Origin of the sequence: Xanthomonas sp. WHRI 1810A, from assembly GCF_040202885.1 — a bacterium.
In the GTDB taxonomy this organism is placed as follows: domain Bacteria; phylum Pseudomonadota; class Gammaproteobacteria; order Pseudomonadales; family Pseudomonadaceae; genus Aquipseudomonas.
The window spans coordinates 1-24,290 of record NZ_JBEGED010000019.1 but is presented as its reverse complement, the minus strand read 5'-3'; the positions used below and the strand labels follow the sequence as shown (position 1 = coordinate 24,290).

Annotated in this window: 19 protein-coding genes; 8 read left to right on the top strand and 11 right to left on the bottom strand. The window is 61.5% G+C overall.

Translation table 11 applies throughout. The features are described from left to right. Nucleotides 1-44: 44 nt before the first annotated feature. Nucleotides 45-743, top strand: a complete 699-nt coding sequence (locus tag ABQX22_RS22790; protein WP_349802135.1) for a hypothetical protein — start codon at nucleotides 45-47, stop codon at nucleotides 741-743. A gap of 50 nt (nucleotides 744-793) precedes the next feature. Here ABQX22_RS22790 and ABQX22_RS22785 read toward each other — a convergent pair whose 3' ends face one another. Further along, the gene (locus ABQX22_RS22785; protein WP_349802134.1) at nucleotides 794-1,747 is read right to left on the bottom strand and encodes a hypothetical protein; all 954 of its coding nucleotides are present in this window, start codon (nucleotides 1,745-1,747) and stop codon (nucleotides 794-796) included. Nucleotides 1,748-2,264: 517 nt separating this feature from the next. Here ABQX22_RS22785 and ABQX22_RS22780 point away from each other — a divergent pair. The 3 genes from ABQX22_RS22780 to ABQX22_RS22770 all read left to right on the top strand — a co-directional run bounded on the left by ABQX22_RS22780 (nucleotide 2,265) and on the right by ABQX22_RS22770 (nucleotide 6,889). Continuing rightward, entirely contained in the window at nucleotides 2,265-5,333 is a 3,069-nt protein-coding gene (locus tag ABQX22_RS22780; RefSeq protein WP_349802133.1) for a transglycosylase domain-containing protein, read from the top strand. Nucleotides 5,334-5,513: 180 nt separating this feature from the next. Beyond that, complete coding sequence (locus ABQX22_RS22775; protein WP_349802132.1) at nucleotides 5,514-6,122, top strand: PadR family transcriptional regulator; 609 nt, start codon at nucleotides 5,514-5,516, stop codon at nucleotides 6,120-6,122. Beyond that, the gene (locus ABQX22_RS22770; protein WP_349802131.1) at nucleotides 6,119-6,889 is read left to right on the top strand and encodes a siderophore-interacting protein; all 771 of its coding nucleotides are present in this window, start codon (nucleotides 6,119-6,121) and stop codon (nucleotides 6,887-6,889) included. Before ABQX22_RS22775 ends, ABQX22_RS22770 begins: the two co-directional genes overlap by 4 nt. 123 nt (nucleotides 6,890-7,012) lie before the next feature. On the opposite strand, the gene ABQX22_RS22765 is transcribed toward ABQX22_RS22770, so the two are convergent. Together ABQX22_RS22765 and ABQX22_RS22760 are read right to left on the bottom strand one after the other, a co-directional pair. Further along, on the bottom strand, nucleotides 7,013-7,678 hold the full coding sequence (locus ABQX22_RS22765) for a Pr6Pr family membrane protein (protein WP_349802130.1): 666 nt from the start codon (nucleotides 7,676-7,678) through the stop codon (nucleotides 7,013-7,015). After that, nucleotides 7,678-7,905: a VF530 family protein gene (locus ABQX22_RS22760; RefSeq protein ID WP_349802129.1), complete on the bottom strand. Its 228-nt coding sequence runs from the start codon at nucleotides 7,903-7,905 to the stop codon at nucleotides 7,678-7,680. Before ABQX22_RS22760 ends, ABQX22_RS22765 begins: the two co-directional genes overlap by 1 nt. Before the next feature lie 237 nt (nucleotides 7,906-8,142). On the opposite strand from ABQX22_RS22760, the gene ABQX22_RS22755 reads away from it, so the two are divergent. From ABQX22_RS22755 to ABQX22_RS22745, 3 genes are all read left to right on the top strand, one after another. After that, the gene (locus ABQX22_RS22755) at nucleotides 8,143-10,170 is read left to right on the top strand and encodes a TonB-dependent receptor (RefSeq protein ID WP_349802128.1); all 2,028 of its coding nucleotides are present in this window, start codon (nucleotides 8,143-8,145) and stop codon (nucleotides 10,168-10,170) included. Between the two features lie 355 nt (nucleotides 10,171-10,525). After that, the gene (locus tag ABQX22_RS22750) at nucleotides 10,526-11,902 is read left to right on the top strand and encodes a carbohydrate porin (RefSeq protein ID WP_349802127.1); all 1,377 of its coding nucleotides are present in this window, start codon (nucleotides 10,526-10,528) and stop codon (nucleotides 11,900-11,902) included. Between the two features lie 128 nt (nucleotides 11,903-12,030). After that, on the top strand, nucleotides 12,031-14,466 hold the full coding sequence (locus tag ABQX22_RS22745; protein ID WP_349802126.1) for a glucose/quinate/shikimate family membrane-bound PQQ-dependent dehydrogenase: 2,436 nt from the start codon (nucleotides 12,031-12,033) through the stop codon (nucleotides 14,464-14,466). Nucleotides 14,467-14,724: 258 nt separating this feature from the next. Here the strand turns inward: ABQX22_RS22745 and ABQX22_RS22740 are convergent, their stop codons facing one another. The 8 genes from ABQX22_RS22740 to ABQX22_RS22705 all read right to left on the bottom strand — a co-directional run bounded on the left by ABQX22_RS22740 (nucleotide 14,725) and on the right by ABQX22_RS22705 (nucleotide 22,642). Next, a complete protein-coding gene (locus tag ABQX22_RS22740) occupies nucleotides 14,725-15,918 on the bottom strand; it encodes an ABC transporter substrate-binding protein (protein ID WP_349802125.1) in 1,194 nt (397 codons plus the stop codon). Beyond that, nucleotides 15,915-16,916 carry a CobW family GTP-binding protein gene (locus ABQX22_RS22735; protein WP_349802124.1) on the bottom strand — a complete coding sequence of 334 codons (1,002 nt, stop codon included), beginning with the start codon at nucleotides 16,914-16,916 and terminating at the stop codon, nucleotides 15,915-15,917. Before ABQX22_RS22735 ends, ABQX22_RS22740 begins: the two co-directional genes overlap by 4 nt. Next, nucleotides 16,913-17,212, bottom strand: coding sequence for a hypothetical protein (locus ABQX22_RS22730; RefSeq protein WP_349802123.1), 300 nt, complete (start codon nucleotides 17,210-17,212; stop codon nucleotides 16,913-16,915). Before ABQX22_RS22730 ends, ABQX22_RS22735 begins: the two co-directional genes overlap by 4 nt. Before the next feature lie 18 nt (nucleotides 17,213-17,230). Further along, entirely contained in the window at nucleotides 17,231-17,977 is a 747-nt protein-coding gene (locus ABQX22_RS22725) for an SDR family NAD(P)-dependent oxidoreductase (RefSeq protein WP_349802122.1), read from the bottom strand. Nucleotides 17,978-18,194: 217 nt separating this feature from the next. Continuing rightward, nucleotides 18,195-18,956, bottom strand: a complete 762-nt coding sequence (locus ABQX22_RS22720) for an SDR family NAD(P)-dependent oxidoreductase (protein WP_349802121.1) — start codon at nucleotides 18,954-18,956, stop codon at nucleotides 18,195-18,197. Nucleotides 18,957-18,965: 9 nt separating this feature from the next. After that, nucleotides 18,966-20,306, bottom strand: coding sequence for an MFS transporter (locus ABQX22_RS22715; RefSeq protein ID WP_349802120.1), 1,341 nt, complete (start codon nucleotides 20,304-20,306; stop codon nucleotides 18,966-18,968). A gap of 26 nt (nucleotides 20,307-20,332) precedes the next feature. Further along, nucleotides 20,333-21,214, bottom strand: a complete 882-nt coding sequence (locus ABQX22_RS22710) for a polysaccharide deacetylase family protein (protein WP_349802119.1) — start codon at nucleotides 21,212-21,214, stop codon at nucleotides 20,333-20,335. Nucleotides 21,215-21,262: 48 nt separating this feature from the next. Then, nucleotides 21,263-22,642, bottom strand: coding sequence for an amidase (locus ABQX22_RS22705; protein ID WP_349802118.1), 1,380 nt, complete (start codon nucleotides 22,640-22,642; stop codon nucleotides 21,263-21,265). A gap of 333 nt (nucleotides 22,643-22,975) precedes the next feature. On the opposite strand from ABQX22_RS22705, the gene ABQX22_RS22700 reads away from it, so the two are divergent. Continuing rightward, a complete protein-coding gene (locus ABQX22_RS22700) occupies nucleotides 22,976-23,977 on the top strand; it encodes a GntR family transcriptional regulator (RefSeq protein WP_349802117.1) in 1,002 nt (333 codons plus the stop codon). Nucleotides 23,978-24,290: the final 313 nt, after the last annotated feature.

Here is a 24,290-nt window from a genome sequence, read left to right as displayed (position 1 = left end):
CGCGGCCGTTATGCGAGGAAAGGGATAACCAGTGAGGAAGGAAGATGGAGATCAGCGAAAACGATGTTCGATTGATGGCCTATGGCGCGAAGAAGCAGCCGGCTGGTTCGCGGGAAGATTGGGTCAGCTCGGAAGGTCAGACTGTAGTCAAGCCCGTAACGATGTATTCCGTACAACGGCTGATGCCTCGAACCTGCAACCCGGAAACCATCTCGGAGGAACAGATGTTGGCAGTCTATAGCCGAGAGGAGGATCCTTGGGGGACGGACATGGTGCCACTCAGCGATGCTGAGTGTTGCTGGACATGCCGATCTCTAACGACATGGCACCTAAGCTTAGAAGCAAGGAATGCGTTGGAACCCATGGAAACGGCAGCGGTAGAATTCTTGGCAAACTTGCGTGCTTCTGATCCCGACCTTTCACAAAAAGAATTTGCGCTGGCGCTCAACGATAAAAACGAAATAAATGTCATCGATAAACACGGCACATTGACCGCACATGAGATTTACCAAATTACTCAGTCAGCGGGTCAGTTTATGTCGAATTTTGGCGCTGCTAGGAACCGTTATAAAAACACTCTCCTGCAGCTCGAAAACTATTACAAAAATACAACAATGGTTAACACGATATTCTTTGAAAACAAAGCTAACACCAAAGCAGCGGGACATCTAGCTCAGTATTCCGCAGCGCCTTCTTCTGAAGACAAACAACCAGAGACGAATCTTATTCATATACAGATATAAAGCATCAACTGCAATGGAGCTGGTAGTCGAACCAGCTCCATTGCGTAAAATCACCAACGATCAGCTTGACCTCTTACCAAGGTCCGGCTGCATACATGGGCAATACCGTAGACATGTTGTGCATAAATCCTTGAGCTTTGATCACCCACTATCCCATCGTGAGCATACCAACCTCCCACATTGTACTGCGAGTTCCAAAATAGCGGAGGTGACCCTGCCACGTTACGCTTCGAGTTTTTTTCACCACCATAGCACTTACCTAATTCAAAACTGATTTTTGCCTCACCATTGGCATCGCTAAAAGCTTCTTTTATTAAATTCGGCTGAACAGCTTTTTCTGTCAGAAAAATACTCAACAGCACACGTCCTCCTTCAAGCGGAACGCCTGTAGAGTCCGCAAACTCGGCTCTAAAAAATACACCTGAATAGGTCTGCGCTCCCAATATTCTTGACCCGTCAGCCAATGGCACCATCGAATTATTTCCCGTCCCTCTAAGATCTGTATTTTTAATAATCGGATAGGACCCTAATGCAATCACATATGGCGTATCTAGCTCTACAACATTAGACATGTGAGTTACTCGGACAATAACAAAGTCACCAGGCAACAACTCTGAAAAAATGATCGGTTCAATACTAGTTTTAGCTTCCCAAAGCCCATCCTTTTTAAACTCGACTTTCCACTCCTCTTCGTTAGACAATCTGATCGGTGTAGACAGGATGACCTTCTGCCCACGAACAGCTTTAAACTTATAATAATGCGCGACACCCTTACCTTTCAGAGTCTCTCTGATTATATGCAACTTATCCGATAACCCATTCATATCGGGCGACTCAATTGCTTTAGCGGAAGTCACCGGAGCACTCTGCTCAGCCGCCGATTCGGTTTGAAAAAGTGGAGCAGACGGCTCGCTTTGCGTTTGGCCTGCAAATAAATCATAGGTCACAGCTAGCAGCAAAAACGGCACAATCGATTGACGTGTAAATTTTTTATATTTTCCCACGATGTCATTTCCTTTTATATTTCAGACGGCAATAAGCCTATCACTCGACCAACAAATGGACGTAATCAACGCCTGACAGAAAAGTCAACTATCTCGCATTATAAAATGCACAACCCGTCCATTCGGTAACAACAGCTGATCGTCTTTAGTTAATAGGAATTCCCCTACAAACTTATACGAAAAAAACACGGCGCCGAGAAAACATATGCGCACTCTGCAGGCATTAGCTCACGTCCAAATCCTTACGCAGCCCGTGCGAAAGCTTCACGAATAAATTCGCTCCTACAGATGCCGAACTCGGCTCGAGATAGCGACTGACGGGCAGGCAGGCGCTCTGCTGCATCACATCGGAAATACCTGACCGGCGCGTTACAAAAATCTTGCCTCGCTCAAGCAACGGCTACGCTTGAGACAGGTGCGATTAACAGGTTTAACCGGGCCAATCGATATGGGCGCTTTGTGGCAATCCGATGAGAAGAAGACTGCGGTTCCTGCTGACAGTCAGAGCGATGTTCAGATGCCAAAAGTCCCGCGCCCCCGACATGTGGTGTGGCGCGTGTTCTGGCTGTTGGCGCTGATCGTATTGGTGTCCCTGGGATTTGCGGTGTACTCCGAAACGCGCAGCTCCAAATGGCAGGCGCGGGAGTTCAGCCGCTTTGCCAAGGACCTGAGTTACTCCCTCGACACCGGCCCCAGCCCTGCCATCCTGTATCCCGGCGACGGCCCGTTCGACAAGCGCCTGGGTTACTCGTCGCTGGCTGAGTTCATGCCCCGCCTGCTCAAGCGGGACTACCTGATCACGCAACAAACCCGCTTCTCTCCCGACTTATTGGCCTACACCAAACGCGGCTTTTTCGTGCCGTATCAAGAGAAGATTCAGTCGGGGCTGACCATCACCGACTGTCGCGGTGCGCCGCTGTATCAGTTCACCTATCCACAACAGCTCTACTCAACCTTCGCCGCAATCCCACCAGTGCTGGTGAACAGTCTGCTGTTCATTGAAAACCGCGACTTGCTGGCGGCCAATGAGCCCCTGGCCAACCCTGCCGTGGACTGGCCGCGCTTTATCAAGGCCGCACTCTCCCAAGCGACGAAGATGGTGGGTTTGCCGGGTCAGTCGGCGGGCGGCAGCACCCTGGCGACGCAACTGGAAAAGTATCGGCATTCCCCGGATGGGCTGACCCAGTCGGGCAGCGAAAAGCTGCGGCAGATGATTTCCGCCAGCATGCGGGCCTATCAAACCGGCCCCGACACGCTCCAGGTTCGGCAGCACGTGGTGCGCGACTATCTCAACAGCGTGCCGCTGTCTGCCGTGCCCGGTCATGGCGAAGTGCACGGCATGGCCGAAGGGTTGCGGGTCTGGTATGGCGCGGATTTCGAACGCACCAATCAACTGCTGGCCACCACCGCCACCGATGCGAAAACCCTGGCCGAGCAAGGTCTGGCGCTGCGTGAAGTGTTGTCGCTGGTCATCGCGCAACGGCGGCCTTCGCACTTCCTGGCCAAAGGTCGTCAGGAGCTGGCGGATCTGACTGACAGCCATCTGCGCCTGCTCGCACAGAACAAGGTGATCACGCCCCCATTGGCCGATGCCGCGCTGTCGGCCACCGTGACCTACCGCGATTGGGTGCAGCAGCCGACGGTCCAGCCCATCGAGACCAACAAGGGCATCAGCGTGGCGCGCACCCGGCTGTCCAACCTGCTCAACCGTCCGCTCTACGACCTGGACCGCCTGGATTTGTCCGCCACCAGCACGCTGCAAAACGAGCTGCAGGCCAAGGTCGGCCAGTACCTGCGTGACCTGGCCAAGCCGGCATTCGCTAGCCAGATCGGCCTGCTGGGCGAGCACTTGCTGACGCCGGCCAGCACTCAGCAAGTGCGTTACAGCTTCACGCTGTTCGAGCGCGGCCCGGACGGTTCCAGGGTGCGCGTGCAGACCGACAGCACCGACCAGCCGTTCGACATCAACGAGGGCAGCAAGCTGGAACTGGGCTCGACCGCCAAGATGCGCGTACTCACCACGTACCTGCAGATCATCGCCGAACTGCATGATCGCTACGGCACCCTGAAAAACAGCGAGCTGAAAAAAGTGCCGGTAGAGGATCCTGACCGACTGACCCGCTGGGCCGTCGACTACCTGATCCAGAACAGTGATCGCGACCTGTCGAAAATGCTCTCGGCGGCGCTGGACCGCAAATACTCGGCCAGCCCCGGCGAACGCTTTTTCACCGGCGGCGGCATGCATCACTTCAATAACTTCCGCAACGAGGACAACGGGCGCCTGCCCACCCTGCGCGAGGCGCTGCAGGAATCGATCAACCTGCCGTTCATTCGGCTGATGCGCGACGTGGTGCGCTATAGCATCTATCAAGGGCCCAGTAACAGCGCCGAACTGATGAAGGACGACAGCAACCCGCGACGCCAGGAGTATCTGGCCAACTTTGCCGACCGCGAGGGCACGGTGTTTCTGCTGCGATTCTGGAAACGCTACAAGGGCAAGAGCACCCAGGACCGGCTCGATACCTTCCTGGACGGCGTTCATCCCGCCGCCAGCCGACTCGCCGCCGTCCACCGCTACCTCTTGCCCGAGGCCAGCCCGGCGGCCTTCAATACGTTCGTCCGCGCCCACATGGCCCAGGACAAGGCGCTGCCGCCACTGACTGACAAGCGGCTGGCCGACATGTACCAGAGCTATGGCCCCGGCGCCTACGACTTGCCGGATCAGGGCTATATCGCGCGGGTTCATCCGCTGGATCTGTGGCTGGTGGGCTACCTGATGCAGCACCCGGACGCGCAGTTCAAGGAGGCGGTCGCCGCCAGTCGATTCGAACGCCAGGAAGTCTACAGCTGGCTGTTCAAAAGCCGGCACAAGAGCGCGCGGGACAGCCGGATCCGTACGATGCTGGAGATCGAGGCCTTCCTGGACATTCATCAGCGCTGGCAGCGTCTGGGTTACCCGTTTGACCATCTGGTGCCGTCGCTGGCGACCGCCATCGGCAGTTCGGGGGATCGCCCGGCGGCGCTGGCGGAGCTGATCGGGATCATTCAAAACGATGGCATTCGCCAGCCCACTCTGCGCATTGACAGCCTGCATTTTGCCGCCGACACGCCGTACGAAACGCGGTTGGCCAACAACCCTGACCTGGGCAAACGGGTGCTGCCGTCGGAAGTGGCGACAGCGATGCGCGACGCCCTGTCACGGGTGGTGGACGCCGGTACCGCGCGCCGGGTCTCGGGCAGCTTCAAGCTGGAGGATGGCAGCGTGCTGGCCATGGGCGGCAAGACCGGGACGGGGGATAACCGGATCGAAAGCATCGGCGCCGGCGGACGCATCCTCGCCTCCCGAGCCATCAACCGCACGGCGACCTTCGTGTTTTACATCGGCGACAACCACTTCGGCACCTTGACCGCCTTCGTGCCGGGCCGCGCGGCGGAGGGCTTCCGCTTCACCTCGGCGCTCCCGGTCCAGGTGCTCAAAGGCATGGCGCCGATTCTCAATCCGTATCTGGCGCCCGGGAGCCATACTCAATGTTCGGCGCCGGGGCAGGTGGTGGCGCAGAGCTCGGCGCCGGCACAGACATTGTAGGAGCGCGCTTGCCCGCGATGGCGATGTATCAGCAACCAAGATGTCTGACAGGTTGCTATCGCGGGCAAGCGCGCTCCTACAACAGCATTGACAGATGAGAACCGTTCGTCTTAACGCCTCTTGCAGACACAATAAGATATATCTTAAGGTATATCTAACTTGTGACAGGAGATGTACGAGATGAAAGACCACTCACACGATCACCACCCCCACCACCGCCCTCATTTTGGTGAACATGGCGAAGGCCGTGACGGATTCGAGAAACGCCCAGGCCGGGAACGTGGCGGGCGAGGCCCTCGGGTGTTTGCGCCAGGCGACCTGAAACTGCTGCTGCTGGCGTTGATCGCCGATCAGCCTTGCCACGGCTACGACCTGATTCGCCAGATCGAGGCCATGTTCGACGGCGCCTACAGCCCCAGCCCCGGCGTGATCTACCCCACCCTGACCTTTCTTGAAGAAAGCGAGCTGATTCTGGGCGACGCCGCCGGCGGCAAAAAACGCTACAGCGTGACCGAGGCCGGCCAGCAATCGCTCACCGAGCAAGCGGTGGCGCTGGATGGCGTGAAGATGCGCATCGACGTCAGCAAACGCTCGTTGCGCGGCCATGACCGTCCACCGGAAATTCACGAAGCGGTGCACAACCTGCGTCACGCGCTGCAATTGCACCACGGCCGCTGGAATCCGGAAGAAATTGCCCGGGTCCGCGACCTGCTGAACGACACCGCGCGGGCCATCGTCGACGGCCCCCAAAGCGTAACTCCCGTTAATCCATCGGAGCCGTCCGCATGAATTCACCGCAATCGATTCACCGCGTCAGCCACGAAATAAAGCGCCGCAAGCTGCAAGTACTGCGCGTCACCGACCTCACACCCCGCATGCGCCGCGTCACGCTGCACGGGCCTGAACTGACGGGTTTCATCAGCCTGGGCACCGACGATCACGTCAAACTGCTGTTCGCCACGACGCCGGAAGAACAGGCCGCACTGGAAGACTTCACCCCCGGCGGCAACAGCGAAGGCCCGCGCCCGGCGATGCGCGATTACACCCCCCGCCGTTACGACCCGGTCTCAGGCGAGCTGGATATCGATTTTGTGCTGCACGGCGATGGCCCCGCCGCGACCTGGGCCGAACAGGTTCAGCCCGGCCAATCGCTGTACATCGCCGGGCCGCGCGGTTCGATGATCGTGCCGGACATGTTCGACAGCTACCTGTTGATCGGCGACGAAACCGCGTTGCCGGCGATCAGCCGCCGCCTGGAATCGCTGCCAGCAGGCCGTCGCGCGCTGGTGGTGGTGGAAATCCAGGACGACGCCGAGCGCCAGACGCTGGAAAGCGCGGCGCACATCGAGGTGACGTGGGTGGTGCGAGGTCAGCAGGACCTGGTGCAGGTGGTCGCCGGTTTGCAGTTGCCGGCCGGCGAGCTGTACGCCTGGGTGGCGACTGAATCAGCGTTGTCGCGCAGGATTCGACGGGTGCTGCTGGATGACTTGGGCGTGAATGAAGCGGCGATGAAGGCTGCGGGGTACTGGCGCCTGGATGAGTCGGATGAGAGCTAAACGTGCGTGCAAGTGACACCCGTGTGGGAGGGAGCTTGCTCGCGAGAGGCCAGTAGCAACGCTGCAAATTGTGTGGCCTGAACCATTGATTCGCGAGCAAGCTCCCTCCCACAAGCGTTGCGGTCAACCTGCGCGCAATGAACGCCCTCTAAACCGATCCACCCCCCACAACACCAACCCCATCGCCACAAACCCCGCCAGCACCCCCAGCGCATTGATGAACGCCTGGGCGAAGCCAATCGTGCCGACATCAATGAACGGGTAGACGTAATCGCCGATCTCACTGCCGCGCACAAGCACGTAGGCAAAATAACCGATCGGATAAGCCGTCCACATCAGTACATGGCTCAAGCGCAGCAAGCCTTTGGGCACGTATAACCACCAATACAGCAGGAACGCCAGGGGCATGAGGTCGTGCAGTATTTCGTCGGCCACCCGCTGCCAGCCTTCGGGGTGCCACAAGTGCCGCAGCAACAGGTTATAGGCGATGCCCACCAGCACAATGCTGACGGCGATGCCGCCGCACACCACCGGCGAGCGGAAGAAACGATGCCCCGCTGATTGCCGGTGAGAGGTGGCACAACTTAAGGCCACCGCCACCAGAATGTTGGTCAGGATCGTGAAAAAGCTGAAGAACTTCACCAGCCCGCCCAACACGCTGGCCTGCATCTCCCAGCGGCCGTACAGAATCAGGTACAGCTGAACCGCCAGCCCGAACCAGCCAAGCGCCGCCGCCACGGTGGCGTAGCGTTTGTGCCCGGACGCGTAGTGCAGAGGACCGCTGTGCATTACCAACCTTTACTGCGCGCCAGCTTGACGTACAACGCCTCGACTTTCTCGCGCGCCCACGGGGTTTTGCGCAGAAACGTCAGGCTCGACTTGATGCTCGGGTCGCTCTTGAAGCAGCGAATGTCGATCCGTTCCGCCAGCCCGGACCACTCGTAGTGCTCGACCAGTGCATTAAGGATCTGCTCCAGGGTCACGCCGTGCAGCGGGTTGTTGTGAGGTGTTGTCATGCCGGGCCTTTTACGCTCGATGAAGGGAACAGTGCTCGCGAGGTGCGCACCTTAGCCGAGGTCGTGAGCGCCGTGAAGCGCGATGTGCATCAAGGACCCGATACGGTTTTAGGTGAGCGCAGTCGACTGTCAGCCCTTTTTTGCGGCGCGTTGATTCCAAAGTGATTGCTATTTTAATGTTATGTTATAACACTAATAAGCTCATTTTCGTGTCCCGCTCCCCAAGGAAAACTGTGCATGTCCCGCGCCTCGACCCCCCGGCTCTTCCGTCTGTCCCCGCTGGCCGTCGCTTTGCTGATCGCTTCACCGGCTTACGCCATCGAGCTTGAACAACAGGTGATCACCGCCAACCCGCTGGGCAGCGATCAATTCGCGTCACCCAGCACCGTACTCACCGGCGATGAACTGACGCTGCAGCAAAAAGGCAGCCTGGGTGAAACCCTGAGCAAACAGCCAGGCGTGTCGTCTTCGTACTTCGGACCGGGGGCGAGCCGTCCCATCATTCGCGGTCTGGACGGCGACCGGATTCGCATCCTGCGCAACGGCGTGGGCGCACTGGATGCATCGTCGCTGTCCTACGATCACGCGGTGCCGCTGGACCCGGTGAATGTCGACCGCATCGAAATCGTGCGCGGCCCGGCTGCCCTGCTTTACGGCGGCAGCGCGATTGGCGGCGTGGTCAATACCTTCGACAACCGCATCCCCACCGAAGCCATCGAAGGCATCCACGGCGCCGGCGAATTGCGTTACGGCGGAGCGGACACCACCCGCAGCAGCGCAGGCAAACTGGAAGCCGGCAACGGCAGCTTTGCGTTGCATATCGACGCCAATGCTCGTGAATTCAACGACCTGCGCATCCCCGGTTACGCGCGCACCGCCGACCAACGGGCGCAAGACGCGGGCGACGACAAAAAGCACCGGCTGGGCAACAGCGACGGGCGTCAGGACGGCGGCGCGGTGGGCGGTGCCTACACGTGGGACGATGGATACGCCGGGCTGTCCTACAGCAATTACGATTCGAACTACGGCTCCCCCGCCGAACAAGACGTGCGCATCCGCATGAAGCAGGATCATTACGCCTTCGCGTCGGAACTGCGCAACCTGTCCGGTCCTTTTAGTTCGGTCAAATTCGATGCCGGTTACACCGACTACAAACACATGGAAATCGAGGGCGGCGAAGTCGGGACGACCTTCAAGAACAAGGGCTACGAGGCGCGTGTGGAGGCCCGTCACCAGCCGATCGGCCCGCTGAACGGCGTTGTCGGCGCACAGGTCACGCGCAGCGAGTTTTCTGCATTGGGCGAAGAAGCGTTCGTGCCGCAGACCGATACCGACGCCGGGGCGCTGTTCATTCTGGAAGAAATGCAGGCCACCGACCGCTTGAAGCTGAGCCTGGGCGGTCGCCTGGAGCACACCACGGTCGATCCCGACGCCGACGGCAACGAGCGCTTTGCCAACGCGAACCGGTCCAGCAGCTTCACGGCGGGCAGCCTGTCGTCCGGCGCGGTCTACACGCTGACGCCCATCTGGTCCCTTGCCGCGACCTTGGGTTACACCGAACGCGCGCCGACGTTTTACGAGCTGTACGCCAACGGCGCCCATGTCGCCACCGGCACGTACGAGCTGGGCGACGCTGATCTGTCGAAGGAAAAAGCCGTGTCCAGCGACCTGGCGCTGCGCTTCGACAACGGGACGCACAAAGGCAGCGTGGGCGTGTTCTACAGCCACTTCTCCAATTACATCGGTTTGCTGGGCAGCGGTCGCACCCTCAATGATGAAGGCGAGGATGACGCTGACGGCATTCCCGAATACACCTATTCCGGGGTCCGCGCGCGCTTTGCCGGGCTGGAGGCGCAGGATCACTGGAAGCTGGCGCAAACCCGCTACGGCAATTTTGCGCTGGAGCTGTCCGGGGATTACACCCGCGCCAAAAACCTCGACAACGGCGAAGCCCTGCCGCGTATTGCGCCGCTGCGCTTGAACAGTGGCTTACTGTGGGAGCTGGACAAGTGGCAGGCGCGGGTGGATGTGGAGCACGCCAGTTCGCAGCATCGCGTGCCGGACAACGAAACCGGCACCGACGGCTACACCACGCTGGGCGCCAGTGCCGGTTACAAATTCAAGCTGGGTGAAAGTGAGTGGCTGGCGTTCGTCAACGGCGAAAACCTGACCAATCAGACCGTGCGCTATGCAAGTTCCATCCTGCGCGACATCGCCCCGGCCCAGGGGCGCAGCGTTGAAGTGGGCCTGCGTACGACGTTCTGATGCATGCGCTCACTGTGGGAGCGCGCGCGTCAAACATCGGTTGATCCGTCCACGATAACCGTGGGAGGGAGCTTGCTCGCGATGGGGCCAGGATATTTACTGCATGTCCTGATATCGAATCGCGAGCAAGCTCCCTCCCACGTCTGAATTGCCCTCACCGCCAGCCTTTGTTACACCCCCCGCAACGCTCCATGTCCAAAATCCTGCTTTTTATTCATTCGTTAGCGTCCTATCATTGCCGCTTAAACGCTGAATCGATTAATCCGTCTTATCTGTACTGCTCGCCGCGCCGTGCCCAGCGCGACATGGCCAGCTTTCGTTCGCTTGCCAATAACTCAAAAAGACCCTGCCGACCATGTCCGATGCTCAACTGCCCCGCCCCGCTCAACGCGTTCTGTTCAGCCGCACGCTCAGCCACAAGGGCACCGTCGCCCTTGCACTGCTGGGGCTTGCCACCGGCGCGCACGCCGCCGACGCGTTTGACCACGACTCACAATGGATGCTCGGGGATTGGGGCGGCAAGCGGACCGAGCTGTCGCAGCAGGGTTATGACTTCAAGCTCGATTCGGTCATGGAAATGGGCTCGAACGTGCACGGCGGCTACGATCACGACAAAACTTTCCGCTACAGCGATCAGTATTCCCTCGGCGCGCACCTGGATCTGCAGAAGATCCTCGGCTGGCAGGACGCCGAGTTTCAACTGACGGTGAACAACCGCAACGGCGACAGCCTGAGCAACGACCGTATCGGCGATCCTCGGGTCGGCACGATCTCGTCGTCGCAGGAAGTGTGGGGCCGGGGCAGCATCACCCGGCTGTCGGACCTGTGGTATCAGCAGAAATTTCTGGGCAAGGCGCTGAGCGTCAAGATCGGTCGCTTCAACGAAGGCCAGGATTTCAACACCTTCCCCTGCGACTTCCAGAACCTGGCGCTGTGCGGTTCTCAGGTCGGGAACTGGGACACCATCTGGTACAACTGGCCGGTCAGCCAGTGGGGCATGCGCGTCAAATACGATCTGTCTCCCGAGCTGTTCGTGCAGGTCGGTGCCTTCGAGCAGAACCCGTCGAACCTGGAAAACGACAACGCCTTCAAACTCAGCGGAAGCGGCACCCAGGGTGCCGTCATCCCGGTGGAAGCGGTCTGGTCGCCCAAGGTCAACGGCCTGCTGGGCGAATACCGCCTCGGTTATTACTACAGCACCGCCGACAGCACCGACGTCTACAAGAACAGCAATGGCGGGTACGCCGCCCAATCGGGTGACGATTACCGCGGTTCGTCCAGCAAACATGGCATGTGGCTGACCCTGCGCCAGCAAGTGACCAGCGCTGCCAGCGACAACAGCCGTGGCCTGAGCCTGTTCTTCAACGGCACCCTGCACGACAAGAAAACCAACATGATCGACAACTTCGTTGCCGTCGGCGCCACCTATAAGGGCCCGTTCGATGCGCGCCCTGAAGACGACATCGGCGTCGGCATCAGCCGCATCCATGTCAATCCGGCGTACCGCAAGGACGTCAAGCTGCAGAACCAGGTCGCAGGCGTGACGCAATACTCCGACCCCGCCTACATGCCGTTGCAGGACACCGAATACAACGCCGAGCTGTATTACGGCGTGCACGTGACCAACTGGCTGACCGTGCGTCCCAACCTGCAATTCATCCGTCATCCGGGCGGTGTAAATCAGGTCGATGACGCCCTGGTGGCGGGCCTCAAGATTCAATCTTCGTTCTGATCGGCGTTATTCGCCTTTCTGTATCCCGATTTAGGAACTAGCGTGAAGGACAAGGCTTCAAAGTCTCAGCCTTCACATTACAAAAGCTGGAAAGCGTCAATCAACTTAATGTTACGGAGTACGACACTATGAGCACTGAGGGTGCTTTCGGTAAGAATCGCCTGCTGCCGAGCCTGCTCGGGGTGGTGATTCTGATCATGGGCCTGGCCTTGCTGGCCGGCGGGGTAAAACTGCTGCAACTGGGCGGTTCGCTCTACTACCTGCTGGCCGGTATCGGTATGGCAGTCACCGGTGTGCTGCTGATCATGGGCCGCCGTGCGGCACTGGGTCTGTACGCACTGGTGCTGTTCGCGAGCACGGTCTGGGCCTTGTGGGAAGTGGGTCTGGATTGGTGGCAACTGGTGCCGCGTCTGGCGCTGTTGTTCGCGCTCGGCATCGTCCTGCTGCTGCCCTGGTTCCGCCGTCCGTTGCTGATGGGCGAACCTGGCGGTAAAGGCACCGGCGCACTGGGTGTTGCCGTGGTGCTGGCCGGTGTGGCTGCGCTGGCAAGCCAGTTCACCAACCCGGGCGAAATCAAGGGCCAACTGGACCGCGAAACCGCCGGCACCACCAGCGCTGCACCGGCCATGCCGGACGGTGACTGGCAGTCCTACGGTCGTACTGCGTTCGGCGATCGCTACTCGCCGCTCAAGCAAATCACGCCGGATAACGTCAGCAAGCTGGTCCCTGCCTGGACCTACCGCACCGGCGACATTCCGGGCCCGAACGATCCGGGCGAGACCACGGCGGAGAACACCCCGCTCAAGGTCAACGGCATGCTCTACGTGTGTACGCCGCACAGCCAGGTGATTGCGCTGGACCCGGACACCGGCAAGGAACTGTGGCGCTTTGATCCGAAGATCAGCAGCGGCAAGGCAGCCAACTTCAAAGGTTGGGCACACATGACCTGCCGTGGCGTGTCGTATCACGATGACGCTGCCTACGCTGCCGCCGCGCCAACTGACGCTGCCGCACCTGCGCAAAGCCCGGCCACGCCGACCGTTGCTTCTGCTGCCACCAACGCGTGCCCGCGTCGTCTGTTCCTGCCGACCGCCGACACCCGTCTGATCGCCCTGAACGCCGACACCGGTAAAGTATGTGAGGACTTCGGTGACAAAGGCTCGATCGATCTGAGCGCCAACATCGGCACCTACGCGCCGGGCGGTTACTACTCGACGTCGCCTCCGGCGGTCACCAAGGACCTGGTGGTCATTGGCGGTCACGTCACCGACAACGTTTCCACCGACGAGCCTTCCGGCGTGATCCGTGCGTTCGACGTTCACACAGGCCGCCTGGTCTGGAACTGGGACAGCGGCAATCCGGACGACACCACCCCGCTTGCACCCGGCAAGACCTACACCCGCAACTCGCCCAACATGTGGTCGATGTTCAGCGTCGACGAGAAGCTGGGCATGCTCTACCTGCCAATGGGCAACCAGATGCCTGACCAATGGGGCGGCAACCGCACCCCTGCGTCGGAGAAATTCAGTGCCGGCCTGGTCGCACTGGACATCGCAACCGGTCACGTGAAATGGAACTTCCAGTTCACTCACCACGACCTGTGGGACATGGACGTGGGCGGTCAACCGACCCTCATGGACATGAAAACCGCTGACGGCATCAAGCCCGCCGTCCTGGCTTCCACCAAGCAGGGCAGCATCTACGTCCTTGATCGCAGCACTGGTCAGCCGATCATCCCGATCAACGAAGTGCCTGTTCCACAGGGCGCGGTTGCGGGCGATCACACGTCGCCGACCCAGCCGAAATCTGATCTGAACTTCATGCCGCCGGTCCTGCAAGAGCGCGACATGTGGGGCGTGACCCCGTTCGACCAGATGCTGTGCCGGATCGACTTCAAGTCGCTGCGTTATGACGGTGCGTTCACCCCACCTTCGCTGCAGGGTTCCCTGGTGTACCCGGGTAACTTCGGCGTGTTCGACTGGGGCGGTATCTCGGTCGACCCGGTGCGTCAGATCGCGTTCGTCAACCCAAGCTACATGGCCTTCCGTTCGAAACTGGTCCCTGCGGCCGAAGTCGAAGGCGGCCCGGGTCGCAAGAGCGAAACCGAAGGCGTACAGCCGAACAAAGGCGCGCCGTACGGCGTGATCCTGGAAGCGCTGCTGTCGCCGATGGGCCTGCCGTGCCAGGCACCCGCGTGGGGCTACGTGGCAGCGGTCGATCTGACCACCCACCAGACCATCTGGAAACACAAAAACGGCACCGTGCGTGACAGCTCGCCGGTTCCAATCCCGCTGACCATGGGCGTGCCTAGCCTGGGTGGGACGTTCATTACTGCCAGCGGCGTGTCGTTCCTCAGCGCGACCCTGGACCAGTACCTGCGCGCCTACGACGTTCGTAACGGCAAGCAGTTGTGGGAAGGCCGCCTGCCAGCAGGCGCTCAAACCACACCGATGACCTACACCGGCAAGGACGGCAAGCAGTACGTGCTGGTCGTTGCAGGCGGTCACGGTTCGCTGGGCACCAAGCAAGGCGACTACGTCATGGCGTTTAAACTGCCGGACTAAAGCTGCAAGCTGCAAGCTGCAAGCTGCAAGCTGCAAGCTGCAAGCGGTGAAGCTTGCAGATTGAAGTGATAAAAAAGGCGGTCATCTCAGGATGGCCGCCTTTTTTTGTGCTCGCTATTTCATAGATTGATGATCGTTCCCACGCTCCGCGTGGGAATGCCGTTCGGCCGCTCTGCGGCCAGGGTGACGCGGAGCGTCACGGGATGCGTTACCACGCGGAGCGTGGGAACGATCATCACGGTCCTCGAAAACAGTCGATCAGGGCCTGCGCGAGCCCTTCACACCCGCCCGCAAGATATCGCTCCAGCGCCGCACCAGGTAATTGTGCTCATCCATCACCGCGTTCCACACCGCGATGTGGCCCATGCGTTGTTCGTAGGAGCCGCCGTCGCGGACTTCGCCGATGTCGATCAGCGGCAGGCCGTCGCTGCCGAGCAGTTCCTCGCGAGCGGGAAGCCCGGCGTACCAGTAGTCCCACTCCGCCGCGCTCAGGTGATCGCGGCTGCGGGCCGGGTTGCCGATGTAATACCCCTGACGCGCCATCACCGCGCCGGGCCAGCCGGACAGCCACCAGTTCAGGTACGCATACGCGGCGTCGAGCACCGGCCCCTTCGCATGCCGCGACAGGGACAGGCCGCCGAACCAGCCGCGATAGCCTTCACGGGGCACCGCCACGCGGTACTTCACCCCCGCCCGATGCAGGCGCACCAACGTCGGTGACCACAAACTCTGGATGTCGATGGTCGGGTGCAACATCAATTCAGCGGCCTCTTCGTCGTCCGACCAGAATGCGCCGAACATGCCCTCCTCCTGCTTGCGCACCAGCAGGTCGGCCAGAGTGTCGATCTCCTCGATGCTCATGTTGCCGATGTCCTTGAACGTCGCCAGCCCCGCGCCCTGCACGGCCAATGCGGCGTCCAGCGCACCAATGGCAGCGTCACTCTGCAAGGCGATTCGGCCGCCCCAGGCGGGGTTGAGCAACCAGCCCCAGCTTTCGTTTTCCGAACTCAGGCTGGCGGGCAGACGCTCTGGGCGGTAGGCGAAACTGTCGGCGTTGTGGGTCAGGGGCAGCATGCTGATGCGCTCGCTGACCGCGCTGCCGAGGCTGCCGTCGTGCTGCACGAACAGGCGCTCGCTGGGACGACTGCCGCTGCCGAGCTTGTCGTTTACCGACAGGCGCCCGCGCTTGGGCAGGTCATTGATTTCGTGCCACAGGGCAATGCGCCGGGTGTCGATGGGCTGGATCGCCCGGGCGGGCCAGACGAAGTCGACGTTGTGGAACCACTGGTCATAGAGGTCGTAGCTGTCCGGCTGCATGACCGCGATGCGTTGCGCGGTCTGCACGTCGTGCACCTGATACACCAGCGTGATGCCCAGCTCCTGTTCGGCGCGGACCCGCAGCGATTCAAGCAAGGTCACCGACGTGCCCAGCACCCGCAGGGTAATGCTCATGCCGCCGTCTCGCGCGGCATCGAAAGCGACTGGCTGAAGACGTCGAACGACCGACGCAACTGCGCAGGGTCCAGCCCGCGCAGGATGAACACCAGACGCGAGGTACGATCCTCGCTGGGCCATGCAGGCAAATGCACCGGCGCATGCAGGCAATGCTGCACGCCATGAATGACGACGGGGGCTTGGTGAGTGTTCACGTTGAGCAGACCTTTGACGCGCAGGATGCGTTCGCCATGGCATCTTAACAGCATGGATAACCACACCCCGAAACCGATCCAGTCCAGCGGCTGTTCGAACGTCAGGCAACAGACCTGTGCATCGCCGTGGCGTCCGGGCGTGGACAGCACGCGGTGCAATTGCCAGCGCTCGACTTCCTGGGCCGGTTCGGCGCTGCGCAAGCCTTCGCCCAGTAGCAGTTGATCGCCGCTGTGGATGTCCGCAGCATCCAGAATCGGCGCGCTGTTGATCGCCTGCAATCGCGTGCGCAGCGCCTGTTGCGCGTCGTCGCTGACCACATCGGTCTTGCTGATCAACAGCCGGTCCGCCGCCGCGACCTGGGCCAGCCATTCGGGGTGCAGGCGTTCCTGCAGTGCCGCGTGACTGGCGTCCACCAGGGTGACCACCAGACCAATATGAAACCGCCCGCGCAGATGGGGATCGTTGCCCAGCGTGGCCAGGATCGGTGCCGGGTCGGCCAGGCCGGTGGTTTCCAGGATCACCCGCCCGAACGCCGGAATCTCGCCCCGCGCGCGACGCTCCATCAGCCCGACCAACGCGTCCTTGAGCTCCCCGCGAATCGAACAGCAGACGCAGCCGCTGGGCAGCAACACGGTGTCCGGCGCCACTTCCTGGACCAGCAGGTGGTCGATGCCAACGTCGCCGAATTCGTTGATCAGCAGCGCGGTGTCGCCCATGCTTTCGTCCTGCAGCAGGCGTTTGAGCAAGGTGGTCTTGCCGCTGCCGAGGAAGCCGGTGATAACATTCAGGGCGATGCTCATGCCGGGCGCTCCAGTTGTGTCAAAAGGTGTTCGTCCAGCGGGTCCAGCGCCCGGCCGATCAACACCTCGGCGCGCTGCCAGAGCTGGTCCAGCCCGGTGGCCAGTTCCTGCTTGCCGGTCGCGCCCAGCAGCAGATAGGACACACCCTGGAAGTCCTCGACCTTGAGCCGAAACGGCGCCACCACTTTGTTGATGGCCGCAATGCGACGCAGGCGTTCGCGACGCCGGGGCAGTTCATTGCCCAACGGGTCGCTCCAATGCACGTCTTCGCCCAACAGGCCGCAGAGTCCACACATGCTGTTTGCTCCTTGATGCTAGGGCATCACATCGCCGGAATTGGGGCCCAGCGTCTGCCCGACAAACAGGTTGCCTCCGGGCTCGCTGGCCAGCAGCACGGCCACCGGGGCCACTTCGTCCGCCAGACCGAAACGGCCCAACGGCAACTCGGCGGCCTTGGCGGTTTTCCACGCGCTGCTGATGCCGGCCACCAGCGGCGTTTCAATGGGGCCGGGGGCGATGGCGTTGACCAGCACGTTGTCTTTGGCCACTTCCAGCGCCAGGGATTTGGTGAAGCCAATGACCCCGGCCTTGGCGGCGGCGTAATGGGTCAGCTCGGCGCCGCCCTTGATGCCCAGTTGCGAGGCCACGTTGATGATGCGGCCCCAGCGCTGGGCAAGCATGTGCGGCAGCGCGCGCTGGCTGGCGATGAAGACGCTGGTGAGGTCGACACGCAGCATGTCGTTCCACATCTCCAGGCTCAGGTCGACGCAACGCGCCTGGGTCAGCATGCCGGCGTTGTTGACCAGAATGTCGATGCCGCCGAACTGTTCGATGCACGCGTCGACGCCCGCTTGCGCGCCTTGAACGGTGCCCACGTCACCGACACTTTCCACCACTTCAGCGCCGAGTTGCCGGCAGTCTTCGGCGGTTTTTGCCAGCGTCAGCGGATCGCGATCCCCCAGCACCAGACGCGCACCCTGTTCGGCGTACGCGCGGGCGATGGCCGCCCCGATCCCGCTGCCAGCGCCGGTGATCACGGCGCGTTTGTTGTTCAGTTGCATGGCTTGTTCCTCAAATACGGGGGGTGGCAAATCCGCTTCTGCCGAAGGCGTGGGAGCTTGGCTTGCCAGCGATCTGCCGGGCACCGGCAGCAAACCTGTGTACCCGTTGTAGCTGACACACCGTCGCGTAGGGTTTTGCTGGCGCTGCGCACCAGATCGCAAGCAAGCTGGCTCCTACGCCCTCCGGGCAGAATCAAGAGCGGCAGTAGCCCGCTCCCTACTCCGGCCATCTCACGGTCAAACCGCCATCGATCACGATGCTCTGCCCGGTCAAATAGCTCGACTCGTCGCTGCACAAAAATCGCACCAGCGACGCCACTTCATCGGCACGGCCCACACGCCCCAGCGGGATGGCCTTGGCAGCTTTGGCCAGGCCTTCGGGGCCGAGGGAGTTCTTGCTGTCCAGCGACTGCGGGGTTTCGATCAGGCCCGGAATCACCGCATTGCAGCGAATACCTTTCGGCGCCAGTTCAACCGCCAGCGACCGACACAGCCCCGGCACACCGGCCTTGGCCGCCGCGTAATGGGAATGGTCCTGCCAGCCATACACGCCACCGGCAATCGAGGAAATCGCCACCATCGACCCGCCCTCGCCCACGTGCCGGGCCGCGGCGCGAAAGGTGCGCATCACGCCGGTCAGGTCAACATCGAGCATCTCGTTCCAGCGCTCGTCGGTCATTTCCAGCAGCGGCGCCCGACGCAACAGACCGGCGTTGGCCACCGCGTAGTCGATCCGCCCGTAGGTGCTGATGGCCAGCTCCGCCAGCGCATCCACCGATTCGGTGCTGGTCACGTCCAGCGGGGCCATCACGCAGTCGCCGCCCGCCTCGGCCACCAGGCGCGAGGTGATGTCCGGGTCATGGGGGTCAGCCGGGAAATACCCGCCCACCACCGCGACGCCCTTCTGCGCGAAGGCCACGGCCAACGCCTGGCCGATGCCACTGGCAGCACCGGTGATTAACGCTACTTTGCGAGTCATGTGGGCTCCTTACTTCACAGATTCTGGGCGAACGTGGCGGGCGGCGAACATCAGCACGCCCGAGAGGAAGCACGGCAGCGCGCCGAAATACAACGCCGAGGTCTGCCAGTCGCCGCCTGCGCTCAACACCGAGGTGGCGCCAAAACCTGCCACCACGGCACCTATCGGGCCCATGGCATGGATGATGGCGCCACCGGTGGCCCGAATGCTGGTGGGGAAACTTTCGCTGATGAAGAACAACGCCGCCGAGTAAGGACCGATCAGAAAGAACAGCCCCAGGCTGTACAGCCCTACCACCATCGGCATGTTGCTCGGGCCGTAAAGCATGCCGGCGAACGACAGACCGCCCAGCATCCAGCCCAGGCCGATGACGTTGCGGCGGCCGATCTTGTCGCCCATCCAGCCGTGGCTGAGATAACCGCAGTAACCCACCAGGTTGGACAGCACGAGGATGATGAGCGAGTTCTCGAAGGAGATGTGGTGCACACTGACGATCACCGAAGTGCCCAGCACGCTGAACACCTGGATCGCCGCCCAGTTCAGCAGAATGGCGGCGCCAATCACCAGCGTGGCGCGACGCGAGGTGCCGCGAAACGCTGCGGCGATCCCGGCGGTACGGTGCTCTTCGTAATCCACGCCATAAGTGTGAGCCACGTCCTTCGCCTGGTTCAGCTCACCGGCCTTGCGCAGCTGGGTGATGCGTTGGTGAATCTGGAACTGCGGGCTTTCCTTGAGCTTGCGCGCCATAAACGCAATGACCAGCGCCGGAATCGCCGCGAACACGAAGCAGCCCTGCCAGCCGATGATCGGCAGCAGCACGGCGGTCAAACCGGCGGCGATCAGCGCGCCCACCGGCCAGCCGCCCTGCACCAGGCTGTAGATGAAGCCACGACGCTTGGCCAGTCGCGGATCGTCGGAGGCTGCGTAGATTTCACTCAGGTAGGTCGCGTTGACCGTTTCTTCGGCGTAACCCAGGCCGCTCAACGAACGAATCAGGATCAGCGGCGACTTGCCCCAAGAGCCGCCCAGCGCGGTCAACGCCGAGCAGATCGCGGAGCCTGTGACGGTAAAAATGATGCCCATCCGACGGCCAAGACGATCCACCAGCGGCCCGATGGCCAGGGCGATCACCGCCGTGCCCACGGCAGCCCAGGTCGCGATCTCGGCCTGTTCGGCTTCACCCCAATTGAAGTGACGGCCGATCTCCGGCAGCAAGGTGCCAAACAGGATGAAGTCGTACACCGCAAAGACCCACGCAAAGAACGCGATCCAGGTGGCGTAGCGCACTTGTTCGGAAGTCAGGGGCTGGGGTTTCCAGCCGGTCAGATCAATCTTGCTGTAGATGGACATGGGTCACGCCTCGAAGGTATGGGCAATCAGCTGTTACGCGGGTTACGGCGGACAAAGTCATCGGCGATTTCGTCGAAGGTGACGAACTTCACGCCTTCGTGGCTCTGGATGTGCTCGATCAGACGCTCAAGCATCAGCAACACTTGCGGGCGGCCGGAGACATCGGGGTGGATGGTCATGGTGAAGACCGCGTGCTCGTGTTCGCGATAGACCCAGTCGAACTGGTCGCGCCACATTTCTTCCAGATGGCGCGGGTTGACGAAGCCGTGGCTGTTGGGCGCCTTTTTGATGAACATCATCGGCGGCAGGTCATCGAGGTACCAGTTGGCGGGGATTTCCACCAGGTCGGTTTCCTGACCGCGCACCAAGGGCTTCATCCAGGTGTCGGGGTGCTGGGTGTAATCGATCTTGGTCCAGCTGTCGCCGACCCGCACGTAGTATGGATGGAAGTCGTTGTGCATCAGGCTGTGGTCGTACTTGATGCCTTTTTTCAGCAGCAGCTCGTTGGTGACCTTGCTGAATTCCCACCACGGCGCGACATAGCCGGTCGGGCGCTTGCCGGTCATTTGCGTGATCAGGTCGATGGACTTGTCGAGCACGATTTCTTCCTGCTCGGGGGTCATCGCAATCGGGTTTTCGTGGCTGTAGCCGTGTACGCCGATTTCATGGCCCGCGTCGGACACCGCCTTCATTTGCTCGGGAAACGTTTCCATGGAGTGGCCGGGCACGAACCACGTGGTGCGCAGGCCGTAGCGCTCGAACAGCTTGAGCAGACGCGGGGCGCCGATCTCGCCGGCAAACAGCCCACGGGAAATATCGTCCGGCGAATCTTCGCCGCCGTACGAGCCTAACCAGCCTGCTACGGCGTCTACGTCGACGCCAAATGCGCACAGAATTTCTTTAGCCATCATGGTTCTCCTGCGGGGGTGTTCAGAATGGGTTTTCAGTTCGGTGAATCACTGCTGCCCAAGCGCTGCTTCAACGGCCAGCGCGGCGCGTAACAGCCGCGAGTCTTCACCCGGCGGCGCGCTGATCAGCATGCCCGTGGGCAGACCGAGGGCGTCGCGTCCACTGGGCAGCGACACGCCAGGCAGGTTCAACAGGCTGCCCGGCATGGTCAGGCGCAACGTTGCCAGGTTGGTCTGCGTGAACAGCGCCTCGTCGGCCTCCAGGGCAGCCAAGGGCGGCGCCACGTGGGCCACGCTGGGGGTGATCAAAAAGGCGCCGTCCAGTTCGTCGATCATCTGTTGTTGCAACTGATAGCGGGCGCTGTAGAGGTTGATCACCTGACTGGCAGGGAGGCTGCGCGCCGCTTCCAGGCGTCGGCGAACCCGGGGGTCCAGCTGTTCGGCCGCTTCGCTGTCGAGCAAAGGCTGATGCAGGGCGAAGGCTTCAGCGGCGCCCAGCCAGCCTTGCTGCTGGATCAGGGTCAGCGCGGCTTGAAAGGCAGGCGACGGACGCAGATCGATCAGGGCACCGGCGTCTTTGAGATGGGTCAGGCCGCGCAACAGGTTGTCGCGCACGGCAGGTTCGACTCGCGGGTCATTGAGCACCGCCTCGTCGACCCAGAACCGTTGCCCGGCCAGGGTGCGCGGCATGGAGGACGTGGCGTGGGTGCGGCCGCGCAGGATGTCGTCGATCACCAGGGTGTCGCGCACGCTGCGGGTCAATGGACCGACGCTGTCCAGGGTGTGCGCCAGCGGGAACACGCCGTCACGGCTGTAGCGCTTGCAACTGCTGCGAAACCCCACCAGCCCGTTGAACGCAGCGGGGATGCGGATGGAGCCTGCGGTGTCGGTGCCCATGGCAATCGGCACGATGCCGGCGGCCACCGCCACCGCCGAGCCCGACGACGAACCGCCGGGAATGCGCGGCTGATCCGCGCCATGGGTATTGAGCGGCGTGCCGAAATGCGGGTTGAGGCCCAGGCCGGAATAAGCGAATTCGCTGAGGTTGGTTTTGCCGACGCTGACCATGCCGGCGCGGGCCAGCAGGCCGGTGGTGGCCGCGTCGAGCAAAGCGGCGGAGCTCTCGCGGCGCACGGCAGCGCCTGCAGTGGTGGCGCTGCCCGCGACGTCGAACAGGTCTTTCCAGGCCAGCGGCACCCCGTCGAACGGACTGAGGGGCTGCCCGGCTTTCCAGCGCGCGGCGGAGGCCTTGGCTTCGCGGCGGGCGCGGTCGGTACACAGAGAAATGAACACGTGGTCGGTCTGGCGGGCGCGGGTCAATGCTTCGTCCAGGGCCTGCATCGGGTCATTGAGGCCGGAGGCGAAGGCCTGCGCCATGGCCGTTGCATCGAGAAAACCGTCCAGCGCTACCCCATCGACGTGCGACATGCTCTCTCCCCATAAAATGTACATATTAGTAAAATATACGTTTTACAGGAGCAGAATCCGTGCCAGATTGGCGGGATCGTGAGGACGCTGGGGCGAATGGCGGGGTAAGCCAGCCGCCAATCAAGAGACTAGACGCCTTAGGCGCTTGGCCATTATCGAGTTTACTGTGGTGGGAAACGTGAGGAAGAGCGCGCTCACTGCATAATGTACTTTCTCAGAAAGATACATTTCAGTGCAAAAAAGTAACATCAGCCCCATGAACGTGCACCGCAACGTAGACCACAGTGACAAATCCAGGTGTGCGAGAATCGCCGTCCGTTTCCCGAGAAGCCTATGAAATCGATGTCAGCAGAGGACTCACGCACCGCGTCACGCTACGCCATGATTCGTCAGGTGCTGCGCGATGCCATCGTCAACGGCGCGGCCGCGCAAGGGCTGGTGTTGCTCGAAGCACCGCTGGCGCAACTGTTCGGCACCAGCCGCGTGCCGGTGCGCAAGGCGCTTGATCTGCTGCACGATGAAGGGCTGATCAGCCGGTTCGACGGGCGTGGTTATCTGGTCAACCCTGAAGGCGCGGACGTTGAGCCGCTGCGCCTGACCCTGACCCACAAGCAGTTCGGCCTGGACAGCAGCGAAGAGTTGGTGGACACACGGCCGCTGGGCGAGCGGATGTTTGATGAGATCGGTACCGCATTGTCGACCTGCATCGCCTTCGGCCATTACCGCCTCGATGAGCAGCGGGCGGCTGAGCATTACGGGGTGAGCCGTGCCGTGGTGCGCGAGGCGCTGATGCGCTTGCGTGACCGCGGGCTGGTGGAAAAGGAGCCTTATTCCCAATGGCTGGCCGGCCCGCTGACCGCCCGGGAAGTCACCGAAGACTACGAACTGCGGGCGTGCCTTGAGCCCGAAGCCTTGCGCCAGACCGCGCCGCAGCTTGAGCGGGAGACGCTGGAAGCAATGCTCGCCCGGGTGACCGCCGCGCAGAACAATCCCCCGTGCAGCCTGGCCGAGATCGAAGCCATCGAGGAAGACCTGCACCACCACTGCCTGGCCGGGCTGACCAATCGCAAGATCGCCACGCTGATACGTCAGGGCCAGAGCCCGATGATCATCAGTCGGATCTTCTACAGCCAGCTGGGCATCGGCCCCGACGACGCCATGCTGGCCGAACACCGCCTGATCCTGGAACTGCTGCTGCACGGCGCCTTTGACGCCGCCGCGCTCAACCTCAAAGAACACCTGCAACGCGCCCGCCAACGCATGCTCCAACGCCTGAAAGTACTGTCCGTGCTGCCCGAACACACCGTGCCGGGCTACCTGACCAGGTTGAGCTGAATCCAAAATGTGGGAGGGAGCTTGCTCGCGATGAGCCTGATCATTCCCCCGCTCCGCGTGGGAATGCCGTTCGGCCGCTCTGCGGCCAGATGACGCGGAGCGTCAGGGGATGCGTTACCACGCGGAGCGCGGGAACGATCGTCGGACTTAACGTGGGAGCGGACCTGTCCGCGAAGGCAGTGTGTCAGCCACAGAGATGGTTTGGATGTACCACCCCCTTCGCGAACAAGTTCGCTCTCATCAAACAAGGGATTTGTTGTTGATTTTGAAGGCTCAACAACCTTGCTTCTGCCCGGAGGGCGTGGGAGTCCGG

Bases quoted from the DNA above. Each gene is read 5' to 3' on its own strand.
- ABQX22_RS22790 (WP_349802135.1), top strand. From the start codon at position 45: ATGGAGATCAGCGAAAACGATGTTCGATTGATGGCCTATGGCGCGAAG.
- ABQX22_RS22780 (WP_349802133.1), top strand. From the start codon at position 2,265: ATGCCAAAAGTCCCGCGCCCCCGACATGTGGTGTGGCGCGTGTTCTGG.
- ABQX22_RS22775 (WP_349802132.1), top strand. From the start codon at position 5,514: ATGAAAGACCACTCACACGATCACCACCCCCACCACCGCCCTCATTTT.
- ABQX22_RS22770 (WP_349802131.1), top strand. From the start codon at position 6,119: ATGAATTCACCGCAATCGATTCACCGCGTCAGCCACGAAATAAAGCGC.
- ABQX22_RS22765 (WP_349802130.1), bottom strand. From the start codon at position 7,678: ATGCACAGCGGTCCTCTGCACTACGCGTCCGGGCACAAACGCTACGCC.
- ABQX22_RS22760 (WP_349802129.1), bottom strand. From the start codon at position 7,905: ATGACAACACCTCACAACAACCCGCTGCACGGCGTGACCCTGGAGCAG.
- ABQX22_RS22755 (WP_349802128.1), top strand. From the start codon at position 8,143: ATGTCCCGCGCCTCGACCCCCCGGCTCTTCCGTCTGTCCCCGCTGGCC.
- ABQX22_RS22750 (WP_349802127.1), top strand. From the start codon at position 10,526: ATGTCCGATGCTCAACTGCCCCGCCCCGCTCAACGCGTTCTGTTCAGC.
- ABQX22_RS22745 (WP_349802126.1), top strand. From the start codon at position 12,031: ATGAGCACTGAGGGTGCTTTCGGTAAGAATCGCCTGCTGCCGAGCCTG.
- ABQX22_RS22740 (WP_349802125.1), bottom strand. From the start codon at position 15,918: ATGAGCATTACCCTGCGGGTGCTGGGCACGTCGGTGACCTTGCTTGAA.
- ABQX22_RS22735 (WP_349802124.1), bottom strand. From the start codon at position 16,916: ATGAGCATCGCCCTGAATGTTATCACCGGCTTCCTCGGCAGCGGCAAG.
- ABQX22_RS22730 (WP_349802123.1), bottom strand. From the start codon at position 17,212: ATGTGTGGACTCTGCGGCCTGTTGGGCGAAGACGTGCATTGGAGCGAC.
- ABQX22_RS22725 (WP_349802122.1), bottom strand. From the start codon at position 17,977: ATGCAACTGAACAACAAACGCGCCGTGATCACCGGCGCTGGCAGCGGG.
- ABQX22_RS22720 (WP_349802121.1), bottom strand. From the start codon at position 18,956: ATGACTCGCAAAGTAGCGTTAATCACCGGTGCTGCCAGTGGCATCGGC.
- ABQX22_RS22715 (WP_349802120.1), bottom strand. From the start codon at position 20,306: ATGTCCATCTACAGCAAGATTGATCTGACCGGCTGGAAACCCCAGCCC.
- ABQX22_RS22710 (WP_349802119.1), bottom strand. From the start codon at position 21,214: ATGGCTAAAGAAATTCTGTGCGCATTTGGCGTCGACGTAGACGCCGTA.
- ABQX22_RS22705 (WP_349802118.1), bottom strand. From the start codon at position 22,642: ATGTCGCACGTCGATGGGGTAGCGCTGGACGGTTTTCTCGATGCAACG.
- ABQX22_RS22700 (WP_349802117.1), top strand. From the start codon at position 22,976: ATGAAATCGATGTCAGCAGAGGACTCACGCACCGCGTCACGCTACGCC.